The sequence below is a fragment of the Streptomyces griseoruber genome, assembly GCF_001514205.1.
Classification (GTDB): Bacteria; Actinomycetota; Actinomycetes; order Streptomycetales; family Streptomycetaceae; genus Streptomyces; species Streptomyces griseoruber.
The window spans coordinates 699,118-711,299 of record NZ_KQ948764.1 but is presented as its reverse complement, the minus strand read 5'-3'; the positions used below and the strand labels follow the sequence as shown (position 1 = coordinate 711,299).

The 12,182-nt window shown below is 73.0% G+C and carries 11 protein-coding genes and 1 pseudogene; 6 read left to right on the top strand and 6 right to left on the bottom strand.

Annotated features, from left to right (window positions below):
• Positions 1-215: 215 nt before the first annotated feature.
• Positions 216-459, bottom strand: a pseudogene (locus AQJ64_RS50600) (peptidoglycan-binding domain-containing protein); the annotation flags it as partial.
• 163 nt (positions 460-622) lie between these two features.
• Between AQJ64_RS50600 and AQJ64_RS07590 the strand changes: the two are divergent.
• On the top strand, positions 623-2,662 hold the full coding sequence (locus AQJ64_RS07590) for an MDR family MFS transporter (protein WP_055639063.1): 2,040 nt from the start codon (positions 623-625) through the stop codon (positions 2,660-2,662).
• On the opposite strand, the gene AQJ64_RS07585 is transcribed toward AQJ64_RS07590, so the two are convergent.
• Positions 2,655-3,146 carry a GNAT family N-acetyltransferase gene (locus AQJ64_RS07585; protein WP_055639064.1) on the bottom strand — a complete coding sequence of 164 codons (492 nt, stop codon included), beginning with the start codon at positions 3,144-3,146 and terminating at the stop codon, positions 2,655-2,657. The genes AQJ64_RS07590 and AQJ64_RS07585 overlap by 8 nt on opposite strands.
• A gap of 145 nt (positions 3,147-3,291) precedes the next feature.
• Here AQJ64_RS07585 and AQJ64_RS07580 point away from each other — a divergent pair, with 145 nt between their 5' ends.
• Together AQJ64_RS07580 and AQJ64_RS51990 are read left to right on the top strand one after the other, a co-directional pair.
• Positions 3,292-3,972 (top strand): hypothetical protein, encoded by a 681-nt coding sequence (locus AQJ64_RS07580; protein WP_244902637.1) that lies wholly within the window; start codon positions 3,292-3,294, stop codon positions 3,970-3,972.
• A gap of 6 nt (positions 3,973-3,978) precedes the next feature.
• A complete protein-coding gene (locus tag AQJ64_RS51990; protein ID WP_059202501.1) occupies positions 3,979-4,410 on the top strand; it encodes a hypothetical protein in 432 nt (143 codons plus the stop codon).
• 28 nt (positions 4,411-4,438) lie between these two features.
• On the opposite strand, the gene AQJ64_RS07570 is transcribed toward AQJ64_RS51990, so the two are convergent.
• Positions 4,439-4,897 carry a DnaJ family domain-containing protein gene (locus tag AQJ64_RS07570; RefSeq protein ID WP_055634679.1) on the bottom strand — a complete coding sequence of 153 codons (459 nt, stop codon included), beginning with the start codon at positions 4,895-4,897 and terminating at the stop codon, positions 4,439-4,441.
• Positions 4,898-5,021: 124 nt separating this feature from the next.
• On the opposite strand from AQJ64_RS07570, the gene AQJ64_RS07565 reads away from it, so the two are divergent.
• A complete protein-coding gene (locus AQJ64_RS07565) occupies positions 5,022-5,414 on the top strand; it encodes a hypothetical protein (RefSeq protein WP_055634678.1) in 393 nt (130 codons plus the stop codon).
• Positions 5,415-5,438: 24 nt separating this feature from the next.
• Here the strand turns inward: AQJ64_RS07565 and AQJ64_RS07560 are convergent, their stop codons facing one another.
• Both AQJ64_RS07560 and AQJ64_RS51985 read right to left on the bottom strand, forming a co-directional pair.
• Positions 5,439-6,110, bottom strand: coding sequence for an O-methyltransferase (locus AQJ64_RS07560; protein ID WP_055634677.1), 672 nt, complete (start codon positions 6,108-6,110; stop codon positions 5,439-5,441).
• Positions 6,111-6,227: 117 nt separating this feature from the next.
• Positions 6,228-8,060, bottom strand: coding sequence for a DUF2330 domain-containing protein (locus tag AQJ64_RS51985; protein WP_342342282.1), 1,833 nt, complete (start codon positions 8,058-8,060; stop codon positions 6,228-6,230).
• A gap of 465 nt (positions 8,061-8,525) precedes the next feature.
• On the opposite strand from AQJ64_RS51985, the gene AQJ64_RS07550 reads away from it, so the two are divergent.
• Both AQJ64_RS07550 and AQJ64_RS51670 read left to right on the top strand, forming a co-directional pair.
• The gene (locus AQJ64_RS07550; RefSeq protein ID WP_059202500.1) at positions 8,526-10,577 is read left to right on the top strand and encodes a bifunctional glycosyltransferase 87/phosphatase PAP2 family protein; all 2,052 of its coding nucleotides are present in this window, start codon (positions 8,526-8,528) and stop codon (positions 10,575-10,577) included.
• Positions 10,578-10,703: 126 nt separating this feature from the next.
• Positions 10,704-11,000 (top strand): Scr1 family TA system antitoxin-like transcriptional regulator, encoded by a 297-nt coding sequence (locus AQJ64_RS51670; RefSeq protein WP_079061510.1) that lies wholly within the window; start codon positions 10,704-10,706, stop codon positions 10,998-11,000.
• Here AQJ64_RS51670 and AQJ64_RS07540 read toward each other — a convergent pair.
• On the bottom strand, positions 10,984-12,153 hold the full coding sequence (locus tag AQJ64_RS07540) for a steroid 3-ketoacyl-CoA thiolase (RefSeq protein ID WP_055633159.1): 1,170 nt from the start codon (positions 12,151-12,153) through the stop codon (positions 10,984-10,986). The two genes, AQJ64_RS51670 and AQJ64_RS07540, sit on opposite strands and share 17 nt — an antisense overlap.
• Between the last annotated feature and the right edge of the window lie 29 nt (positions 12,154-12,182).

Below are 12,182 nucleotides of genomic sequence, written 5' to 3'. Positions count from 1 at the left end.
CGGGCTTCCACTCGCGGCCCCCGGGTGTCCGCCGGTCCCCGGGTGTCCGCTCCGGCCGAGGTCTGCGCTCCGCTCCAGGTCCGCGCTCGCGCTCCCCCGGCCACCGCCCATCCGCGGGCTCCCTGCCGAGTCCCTGCCGAGGCCCGGGTCTCCGCTTGCGGCCCCCGAGACCCCGTCAGTCCCCCGGCCCCCGCTCGTGTGTCCGTCCAGGGGGCCCGGCTCGCTCGTTCCCCCCAGTTCGACGTACGGCCGTATCCGCAGGGGGTCGAAGTCCTCCGCGGCGGCTGCTTCCGCCGTGCGGGTGTCGCGGAGGGCGTCGGAGGCGCGCTGGGCGCAGGTGCAGGACGGGGTGTTGTCGGGTGCGCGCAGCGCCCCGCACTCCGGGCACGGGTGCCCGTGCGGCGGCCCCGGTCGCCCCTGCCACCCCGTCCGATCGCTCACGTGTTCGTCCCTCCCCATGAGAACTCCAGAGTTTATGCAGATCCTCCACACGGCCGACTCGCCCAGCCCCGGAATGCCGTATTCCGTCGGGTTTTCCCTCGGTGCCCGCAGGGACTCGGGAGGCCATAACGGGTCACACCGATCACGATGGACAGTGGCACGAGAGCCTCAGGAGGTATCCATGGCCTTGGACGCGCACAGCAGGACCGCGGATCCCCATGCGGAACACGTGTCCGGAAACGTCCTCGTCTCCATCGGCGCCCTCCTGCTCGGCATGCTCCTCGCCGCCCTGGACCAGACGATCGTGTCGACCGCCCTGCCCACGATCGTCAGCGATCTGGGCGGTCTCGAGCATCTGAGCTGGGTCGTCACCGCGTATCTCCTCGCGTCGACGGCAGCGACCCCGCTCTGGGGCAAACTCGGCGACCAGTACGGACGCAAGCGGCTCTTCCAGACCGCGATCGTCCTCTTCCTGGTCGCTTCGGCGCTCTGCGGAATGGCGCAGAACATGCCTCAGCTGATCGCCTTCCGGGCGCTCCAGGGGCTGGGCGGCGGCGGGTTGCTGGTGCTGTCGATGGCGATCGTCGGCGACATCGTCCCGCCCCGCGAACGCGGCCGCTACCAGGGCCTGTTCGGCGCGGTGTTCGGCACCACCAGCGTCCTCGGCCCGCTGCTCGGCGGCCTGTTCACCGAGCATCTGAGCTGGCGCTGGGTGTTCTACGTCAACCTGCCCGTCGGTGTCGTCGCGCTCGCCGTCATCGCGACCGTCCTGCGCATCCCGCGCAGGAAGACCCGGCACGTCATCGACTACCTCGGCACCCTCCTCATCGCCTCCGTCGCCACCTGCCTGGTCCTGGTCGCCTCCCTCGGCGGCACCACCTGGGACTGGGCCTCGCCGCAGATCGTCGGACTCGCGGTCCTCGGGGCCGTCCTGGCCGTGGTGTTCGTGGCCGTGGAACGGCGGGCGGCCGAACCGGTCCTGCCCCTCAAGCTGTTCCGCATCCGCACCTTCACGCTCTCCGCCGTCATCAGCTTCATCGTCGGCTTCGCGATGTTCGGCGCGATGACCTATCTGCCGACCTTCCTCCAGGTCGTGCAGGGCGTCTCCCCGACCATGTCCGGGGTGCACATGCTGCCGATGGTGGCCGGCATGCTGCTGTCGTCCACGGGCTCCGGACAGATCGTCAGCCGCACCGGCCGCTGGAAGGTCTTCCCGGTCCTCGGCACCGGCGTCACCACGATCGGCCTGCTCCTGCTGCACCAGCTCGACGAGAACAGCTCGACGGGCGAGATGAGCACCTACTTCTTCGTCTTCGGGCTGGGCCTCGGCCTGGTCATGCAGGTTCTCGTCCTCATCGTGCAGAACGCCGTCGGCTACGAGGACCTCGGCGTCGCCACCTCCGGCGCCACCTTCTTCCGCTCCATCGGCGCCTCCTTCGGCGTCGCCGTCTTCGGCACGGTCTTCGCGAACGGCCTCGGCGACAAGCTCACCGACGCCTTCCGGGGCGCCGACCTCCCCTCCGGCCTCTCGGTGCACGCCCTGGAGTCCGACCCGCGCGACATCGCCGAACTGCCCTCCTCCCTCCAGCCGCAGGCCCTGCACGCGTACGCGTCCGCCATCACCGACGTCTTCCTGTACGCCGCCCCCGTCGCTCTCCTCGGCTTCGTCCTGGCCTGGTTCCTGCGGGAGGACCCGCTGCGTGGCTCGGTCACCGCGCCCGACGTCACCGAGACCCTCGCCAGCAACCCCGTCGAACGGTCCTCGTACGACGAGGTGTGCCGGGCGCTGTCCGTCCTCGGCACCCGCGAGGGCCGCCGCGAGGTCTACCGTACGATCACCGCCCGCGCCGGACACGACCTCCTCCCGGCGGCGAGCTGGCTGCTGCTGCGGATGAAGCGGTACGGCAGCGTCGAGCCGGGCGTGCTCGCCGAGCGCACCACCGTCCCGTTCCCGGTGGTCATCGAGGCCGCCCGCCAGATCGAGGAACGGCGGCTCGCCGTACGTGAGGGACTCGACCTGACGCTCACCCCGCGGGGCCGGGAGGTCGCCGAGGACCTGGCCCGGGTCCGGGAGGAGTCGCTGGCGGAGCTGCTCGGCGACTGGTGGGGCCCCGACCGGCCCACCGACCTCGTGCAGCTGGTCAGGGAACTCAACGACGAACTGTGCGGCTCCGACCGCGAGCAGCCGCACGGGGGGCGGCCGGAGCCCGGGATCAGCTGAGCCGTTTGGTGAACCAGTGCTCGGCGTACGGGTCGTCGTTGTGCCGCGCGGTCTCCGTGTAGCCCAGACGTGCGTACAGCGCCCGCGCCTCGACCAGGTCGCTGCGGGTGTCCAGGATCATCCGGGTGGCACCGAGCGCGCGGGCGGCGTCCTCGGCGGCCCGCACCAGCAGCGGCGCCCCGCCCTTCCCGCGCAGCCCCTCCCGTACGAACACCCGCTTGAGCTCGGCGGTCGCCGCGTCCAGCAGCCGGACGCCCGCGCAGCCGCCCGGCTCACCGTCGTACCGCCCCACCAGCAACCGGCCGCCGGGCGGGGTCAGTTCCGCCCAGGTCCGGGCGGCGATCTCCCGCTCCAGCTCGCCGGGGTCGGTGCGACGGCCCTCGTGCAGCAGGTACCAGCGGTCGCTGACCTCCGTGTAGTACTCCCGCCAGAGGGCGGCGGCGACGGCGGAGTCCGCGGGTTCCGGGGCTACGGTCCAGGTCATCCGCTCATTCTGCGGAGACGGTGTGCGGGGCGCGCAACCGGATATGCGAGTCGGCGTGGCCCGGTGCGGAACTCGTTTGGGAGGGGGCCGGCGGGCAACCCGGGACGGGAACCGGCCCGTGGGGCCGACACACCGGAAGGCAACCATGTCCACAGGCGTGATCATCGCTCTGATCGTGGCCGCGGCGGCCGTCGTCGCCGTGGCGGCGGTCCTGTCCGTGCGGGCCCGGGGCGCGCACGGCGGACGTGGCCTGAAGCAGCGCTTCGGGCCCGAGTACGACCGGGCCGTGGCCCGGCACGACGGGGACGTCAAGGCGGCCGAGCGGGAACTCGGCGGGCTCGTGGAGCGGCACGGCGGGCTGCGTGAACGGCCGCTGGAAGCCGCGGAGCGCGAGCGGTTCGAGACCCGCTGGACGGCCGCGCAGGAGCGGTTCGTCGACTCCCCGGCGGAGGCGGTCGCCGAGGCCGACCGGCTCCTCGCCGAGGTGGCCGGCGCCCGCGGCTTCCCGGACGGCACCCGGTACGAGGACCAGCTCGCCGCGCTCACCGTCCACCACGCCGACCACGTGCACGGCTACCGGCGCGTGCACCGGGCGGCGGGGGTGCGGGCCGGTGTCGGGGGTGGCGGGGACGCCGGGGGTGCCGGAGGCTTGAAGGACACCGAGGACTTCGGGGACGAGGCAGGAACGCACGCCGGGGCGGGGGAGCGGCACAGCTCGGCGCCCGGGACCGAGGACCTGCGGGCCGCCATGGTCGAGGCCCGCGCCCTCTTCGACGACCTGCTGGACCGGCCCCGCCGGCACCGGCGCCAGACGAAGGAAGCGTGAGACGCGATGACCGACACGACTCGGGACGCCAGGGACGCCAGGGACGTACGGGACGCCGGGGATCCCCAGGAGGCGGAGAGCCGCCCGCCGCTCACTCCGCTGGAGAAGGCACGGGCGGCGGTGCGCTCCCGTACCGCCCCGCCCGCCCGGGCCGAGGCGCTGCTGCCGCAGGAGGAGTGCGACGCACTCGCCTCGCGGATGCAGCACGCCGTCGTCGGCTTCGTGGACGGACCCCAGGACGCCGTCGCGGAGGCCGACCACGTACTGGAGGAACTCGCCGCCCGCTTCACCGACGCCGTGAACCGCCGCCGCAGCGCCCTGCGCGGCTCCTGGCAGCCCACGGACCGGCAGAGCGAGGCGACCGCACCGGACACCGAACAGCTCCGGCTGGCCCTGCGCGACTACCGCGAACTGTCGGAGCGGCTCCTGCACGTGTGACCCGTCGCCTGCACGTGTGACCCGTCGCCTACACGTGTGACCCGTCGTCCGCGGTCCCGTCCGTGACCGCGGACGTGGACCCCTTCGCCGCCCGGCGCTCCCGCCACTCCCGTACGACCGCTTCCACGTCGTACGGCTTCATACCCAGCGGGGGGCCGGGCGGCGGCTTGAACATCATGTCCCGGAGCTTGACGTTGACGTCCGTGACGATCTTCCGGACGATGCGCTCCGAGGGCGCCGCGTACGCCGCCGCGAGGGCGTCCTCCGCCTCCTTGCGCAGGGCCAGCGTCGGAGGCAGGACCGAGAGCCCCTCACGGGCCATCTTGCCCTTGATCCACCACAGTTCGTCGTACGTGCTGTCGGTGCCCGGCGGCAACGGCTTCCCCGCGCCCGGCAGTTGATCGAACTCCCCGCGCCGTTCGGCGTCACGGATCTGTTTGTCGACCCAGGACTCGAACGGGACACCCGGTGGCTTTCGCTCGGTCATGCCTCCATTGTGCCGGACGTGACCGGCCCGGGCGATTTATCATGCCGCCGCTGTGCAAACACTGTTCAGCGGCTTTTCCAGTCGCCATCCAGCCGTCGCATCACGGCTTCATGAAGGAGCGCATGTGCTCGAACTCACCATGGCCACCGTCTCCGGGGCGGAAGAGGGCGCCACGGCCGGCATGCTCATGGCCGACGCGCCCAGTGACCCGGGCGCCGTGCTGCGGGTGGGCCGGGACAAGTCCGTGTGCCGTCTCGTGACGCCCGAGGACTGGCTGTTCGTCTCCCGGGTGCACCTGGAGTTCCTGTGCGGCCCCGAGGGCACCTGGCAGGTCTCCTGGCTGCGCGGCTCGCAGGACGAGCCGTCCTCCGAAGTGCGGCTGCTCGTCGGGGAGTACGCCCAGCAGATCGCGTACGGGGGCACGGTACCGCTGCCGCGCGGCGGCTCCGGCGAGATCGTCGTCGTCGACCGCACCGGGCCGCGCAGCGTCAACGTGGGCTTCTACCACGAGATGTAGGCGGCCCGCGGACCGCCGGAGGGGCTACGCCAGGACGCGGGCCAGCGCGAAACCGTCGTAGCCCTTGGTCCCCACCGTCTGGATCGCGGTCCCGCTGAGCCGGGGGTGGGAGCCGATCAGTTCGATCGCGGCGCGGGTGCCCCGGATGTCCCCGTCCGTGCTGCCCGCGTCGACCACCCGGCCGCTCCGTACGACGTTGTCGACGACGATCAGGCTGCCCGTGCTGGTGAGCCTGAGCGCCCACTCCAGGTAGTGGGGGTTGTTGCCCTTGTCGGCGTCGATGAAGACCAGGTCGAACGGCGGCGGGTTCTCGTCGGCCAGCCGGGGCAGCGACTCCAGGGCCGCGCCGACCCGCACCTCCACCACCTTGTCCAGGCCCGCGCGGGCGATGTTGCGGACGGCGACCTCCGCGTGCCGGGGCTCGTACTCCAGCGAGATCAGCCGGCCGTCGTCGGGGAGCGCGCGGGCCAGCCAGATCGTGCTGTAGCCGCCGAGCGTGCCGATCTCCAGGATCGTCCGCGCGCCCTGGATCTCGGCCAGCAGCTGGAGCAGCTTGCCCTGGTTCGCCGTGACGTTGATCCCGGGGAGCCCGGCGGCGTCGCTGTCGCGCAACGCGGCCGCGGTCACCTCGTCGTCCGGGGCGAGGTGGTCGGTGAAGTAGGCGTCGACGGCCTCCCAGACCTGCGACTCGCTCATGCGCTCTGCCTCCCGTGTGCCTGCGACTGGTCAGAACCGCTGACCGGTCCTGTCAACGTGCCCCGCCGTGCGCGGGTTCCCGCCCAGCGGGCCCCTCAGGTTTCCCGCCCCGCGAATTCACCCGTTCGGCCTAGGCGTCACCGGGAGAGTGAAGGGTTTCGGGGGCGTGGGGGTGCGCGGGGGTGTGACGGGCGGGTGAGAGGGGCGCGGAGGAGCGGCGGGGGGCGTGGGGGCGGAGGTTGGCTTGGATGCGGATGCGGATGCGGATGCGGGAGATGGGGCTGGGGTTTCGTGTGCGGTCGGCGGGTGGGGCGGGGGCGGGGGCGTCTGGTGGGTCTGACGCGCTTGTTGCGGCTGCTGTGACCGCTGTGACCGCTGCGGCCGTTGCGTGGACTGCGCGTGACGCGCAGTCGGCTGGGGCTGCGGGGTCTGCTGCGGCTGAGGGGGCATGGGCGGCCTGGGGGGTACGGCCGCCCCGGTCGGGCGGGTCGTGGGCCTCGGGGGGACGCCGGTCGCGGTCGGATGAGCCGTGGGCATCGGAGGCACCGGAGGCACCGGAGGCCCTGGAGGCACCGGAGGGGCACCGGTCGCGGTGGGCCGGGTGCCGGGCATCGGAGGTGTCAGCGGGGTGGTCCGCGGCCGAGTCCCTGCGGGCGCCCCGCCCGGCGCCCCGCCTGGCGCTCCACCCGCCGTCTCGCCCGGCACTCCCGGGGTGGTCCGCCCGGGAGTCCGCGGCCGAGTCCCTGCGGGCGCCCCGCCGGGCGACCCGCCCGCCGTCTCGCCCGGCACCCCGCCCGGTGGCACGGAATGGTGGGCCGAGGCGTGGCGGGGGCCGGGCTGGGCGGCTCGGTGGGCGCGGCGCCTGCGGAGGGCGAGGGCGGCGGGTGCCGCGGCGGCCACCGTGAGGCCGCCGACCACCGTCAGCAGCCACACCGGTATCCCGACCACCCTGAGCAGCCGGTCCTCGTAGATCACCTGCCGGAACGCGGTGTCGGCGGGCGCCCGGCGCAGCTCGTGGTCCCCCGAGATCGCCGAGGGCCGCGGGAACTCCTGGGCGACCGCCGTCAGGAACGGTGTGCCCTGGGCCAGCTCGCCGAGCGGGCCGCCGGCCGAGGCGCCGACCCGGCCCGCGAAGGTGACGCGGGGCCGCTCGCCGCCGATCCGGGACACCGGTTCCATGCGGTGGGCGGCGAGGACGTAGAGACCCAGCGACTGCGGGGTGGCCGCGAGCCGGGACAGCCGCATCGGGTAGACGGGGGCGTCGGCGGCGAACGTGAGGTACAGGGGCTGGAGCTCGCCGTCGAGGACGCTGCCGGCGGTCTCGGGGGTCAGCTTGACGGCGACGTACTCCCACCGCCGGTCGACGTACGGCCGCAGGGCGGTCTCGAGGCCGGGCGGGAGCGCGAAGTCGTTCGAGCTCAGCCAGTCGTCCAGGGCGGCGGGATCGGTGGCGGTCAGCCGGGCCACGTCGAACGGCCCGAGCCGCTCCCGCCCGACCACGGCCACCTCGTCGCTGCCGCCCGGCGGGCGCGGCGGGCCGCCCCGGCCGTCCCCGGTGGTCAGCGGCCAGTCGCCGTCCTGCGGCCAGAAGTGGGTGCGGGTGCGCTGCACCGGGGCGGTGGCGGTGGCCAGCTGGTCGAACAGCTCCGCGTCCCCGAGCTCCACCGTCGCCCGGTGCGGGACCGGCATGATCCAGGCGGCCCGTGCGGCGTCGCCGCCGACCCTCAGGCTCATCACGATCTGCTCCTGCTTGCCGTCCCAGCGCACGACGGACTCCTCCCGGCCGACCGTGAGCCGCCGGCCGTCACCCGGGACCAGGGCACCGCAGGCGCAGGCGTACGCCGGCGCGACGAGCGACCCGAGCTGGAGCGCCAGCAGCGCCAGGAGGACGGCGACGATCCGCGCGTGCAGCCGCATCCCGGCGCCCCGCCGCTCCCCGCGCGGTCTCACGCGCCCCCTCGGTGAACCGATCGTGCCGACCAAGCCGCCCATGTGCCGCAGCCCCTCCGTGGGTCCGTCGCCGTCCGTCGTCCGCCGATGCCGGTCAATGCCCGCCGCTGTCCCTCTTCACCACTGTGCGCCGTTTGTGTGCATGCAGCTGTTTGCCCGTCCGTTCACCACGCGCAGCCGTCCCGCTGCCCTCGGTGTCGTACGGGCGTACGACGGTACGGCTGAAGCGGGCGTTCCGTTCGTGCGAAGTGCCAGTTCCAGCCGTGCTGTGACCCACATCGCGCCCTGCGGAGGCAACCTCGCCCCCGGCGCACTATCGTCTTCCGGACAAAAGGAGAGTCGACGTCAGGTGAAGCGGGGATGGCCTGCGTCTCTCTCCGGGGGCGGCTCGAGCCTCATAGGGTTCGTTCAGGACACACCCACGCGAAGGCGCGTGGGACGCACGGGGCGGGAGGCCGACGAGGCGTGGCGAATGCGGAGCACAGCGGGCGACCGGCGGAGGCCTTCGGGGCGACCGCGGTCGGTACGGCGAGGGCGGCACGTCTGCGCGCGGCCCGTCTTGGCCTCTGGACGCTCGCGGCGGTCCTCGCCGTACGTCAGGTGGCCGTCGTCCTCGGCACCCCGCGCGGGGAACGGCTGACGGACCTGGAGACCTGGGTCGGACCGAACGGCGTCCTGCACGTCAACGGCTCGCTCTACGACTCCACGCGCTTCACGGGCACCCCTTTCGGGGGACTCGTCCTCAAGCCCCTCACCCGGGCGGCGGAACAGGCCCTCGGCTGGGGCTGGACCTTCGGCACGCTGCTCCTGGTCGTCGCCCTCGGCCTGGTGGCCGCGCGCGCCCTCCCACAGCCGGTGAGCAGACGTGCGTCCCTGCTCGCCGCCCCCGTCGCGATCAGCCTGCTCATGCTGTCGCTGCCGGTGCGCAACACGCTCTGGCTCGGCCAGACCAGCATCATCCCGGTGCTGCTGGTGCTCCTCGGCTGCTTCGTCGTACGCGGCCAGAAGGCGGGCGGCGCGCTGATCGGCCTGGCGGCCGCGCTGCAGCCCACGGTGCTGCTCTTCGCGGCCCTGCTGTGGTTCACCGGCCGCCGCCGTGCCGCCGCCGCGACCGGGGCGACGTTCGCCGGGGTCACCGCGCTCGCCTGGGCGGCGATGCCGCACGACTCGTACACCTACTGGGTGCACCACATGGCGGGGGTCGGCCTCGGCGGCAACGCGGACGCCCTCGCCAACCAGTCCCTGCACGGCGCCCTGCTGCGCCTCGGCCTGACCGGCCCGCTGGAGATCGGCCTGTTCCTCACGCTCGGCGCGGCCGTCGCCGTCCTCGGCGTCCGCCGGGCGGTCCGCTACGCCCGCGACGGCCAGCTCCTGCTGGCGGTGGCCCTCACCGGCTGCGCGGCGATCGCGGTCTCCCCGACGACCTGGCAGCACCAGCTGCTGTGGGTGCTGCTGGCGGTGGTGGGCCGCGTCGGCAAGCGCGCCTCCGACCGGTACGTCTGGCCGGTCGCCGTCGTCCTCGTCATGACCCTCCCGGCGCGCATGATGCTGCCGAACATGCCGGCGCTGTACCCGCTGCGGGACAACGCCGTCCTGCTGGCGGCCATCGCCGCGGCGACGGCGATCCCGTTCCTCTCCCGCACGTCGCCCTACTACCGCGCCCCGATCCCCACCGAGTACGCGACCCCGGTCCCGGCGCGGCTGCGCGGCGTCCCGCTGCTGCCGTTCCTCAAGCGTGTCCTGACCCGCCCGAACCTGTTGTTGGAACTGCTCCTCATCCGCGTCACCTACGCGGCGTACCAGCAGGTCCGGCTGGCGGCGACCGGCGGCTCGAACTCGGCGGGCCGGGTCCGCGCGGAGGCCCACGGCCAGCAGATCCTCGACCTCGAACGCTTCCTGCACATCGACATCGAGCACACGGTCAACCACTGGATCGTGGGCGTCGACTGGCTCCGCGACTTCTTCGACTTCTACTACGAGTCCTTCCACTTCGTCGTCCCGCTGACCGTCCTCGCCGTCCTGTACTGGCGCCGCCCGGTCGACTACCGCTGGGCCCGCGCGTCCCTCGGCTTCGCGACCCTGCTCGCGCTGGTCGGCTTCTGGCTCTACCCGCTGGCCCCGCCGCGCCTGATGCCGGCCCTCGGCGTCATCGACACGGTCCACGGCGTCCAGGACTTCTCCAAGCCGGACTACGGCACCCTCACCGCCCTGACCAACCAGTACGCGGCGATGCCGTCCCTCCACTTCGGCTGGTCCCTGTGGTGCGGCCTGGTCATCGCGATCGTCGCCCCCCGCTGGTGGATGAAGGCCCTCGGCCTCCTGCACCCCTTCTTCACGGTCTCGGCGATCGTCGCGACGGGCAACCACTGGGTCCTGGACGCGGCGGGCGGCGCGGCGGTCGTCCTCGCCGGCTTCGGCCTGTCGTACGCCCTGATGGGCCCACGCGCCCGCTCGGCGAAACTCCCGGAACGCACGGACCCGGTCCCGGCGGCGAAGGAACCGACCCCGAGCGGCTGACACCCCGACACCGAACCGTTGCCCGTCGGCCCGCACCGGAAGAGCGGACCGACGGGCATGCTGATGGGGGAGCCGGATGACTGAGGGAGCGGGCCCGACTGCGGGCAGTGACGCAACGGGACGGTCATGCGCGAGCAACCGGCGCACCTGTTGTCGGTCGAGCGGAATCCCCGCATCGACATCCAGGTGCTGCCCTTCTCCGTCGGCGCGCACGCGGGGTCACAAGGCTCTTTGAGCACCTGGCGTACGTCGTCCTACAGCGGTGACCAGGGCGGTGATGGTGCAGAGGCCAGCGCGTACTCCTCCACCGCCGTCGCCGTCCGCGACGCCAAGAACCCGGCGGGCCCGATCCTCACCCTCCAGCCCGCCGTGTTCTCGGACTTCCTCTCCTGGGCGGCGGCGGCCGCTACAGCCGCTGGATGATCGTCCCCGTCGCCACCGCGCCCCCCGCGCACATCGTGATCAGGGCGAACTCCTTGTCCGTGCGCTCCAGTTCGTGCAGGGCCGTGGTGATCAGGCGGGCGCCCGTCGAGCCGACCGGGTGGCCCAGGGCGATCGCGCCGCCGTTGACGTTGACCTTGTCGAGGTTCTGGTCGAAGACCTTCGCCCAGGACAGGACCACCGAGGCGAAGGCCTCGTTGATCTCGATCAGGTCGATGTCCTTCAGCGTCATGCCCGCCTTGCCGAGGACCGCGCGGGTCGCGTCGATCGGGCCGTCCAGGTGGAAGTGGGGGTCCGCGCCGACCAGGGTCTGGGCGACTATGCGGGCCCTCGGCTTCAGTTTCAGGGCTCGTGCCATGCGTTTCGACGCCCACATGATGGCCGCCGCTCCGTCGCTGATCTGGGAGGAGTTGCCGGCCGTGTGGACGGCGGTCGGCATGATCGGCTTGAGGCCGGCGAGGGCTTCGGCCGTCGTGTCCCGCAGGCCCTCGTCCCGGTCCACCAGGCGCCACATGCCCTGGCCTGCCGCCTGTTCCTCCTCCGTCGTGGGGACCTGGACCGCGAACGTCTCCTTCTTGAAGCGTTCCTCCGACCAGGCGACAGCCGCACGGGACTGGGACAGCAGTCCCAGGGCGTCGACGTCCTCCCGCGTCAGGCCCCGGTGGCGCGCGATGCGTTCCGCCGCCTCGAACTGGTTCGGCAGGTCGACGTTCCACTCCTCCGGGAACGGTTTGCCCGGGCCGTGCTTCGAGCCCGAGCCGAGCGGGACCCGGGACATGGCTTCGACGCCGCAGCTGATGCCGACGTCGATGACACCCGCCGCGATCATGTTCGCCGTCATGTGCGACGCCTGCTGCGAGGAGCCGCACTGGCAGTCGACCGTGGTCGCCGGGGTCTCGTAGGGCAGGCCCATGGTCAGCCAGGCCGTGCGGGCCGGGTTCATGGACTGTTCGCCGGCGTGGGTCACCGTGCCGCCGACGATCTGTTCGACCGCGTCGGCGGGGATGCCGGTGCGGCCGAGGAGCTCGCGGTAGGTCTCGCCCAGGAGGTAGGCGGGGTGAAGGTTGGCCAGCGCGCCGCCGCGCTTGCCGATGGGGGTGCGGACTGCTTCCACGATCACGGGTTCGGCGGCCATGGGTGCGGATCCTCCTCCGAGGAACTAGT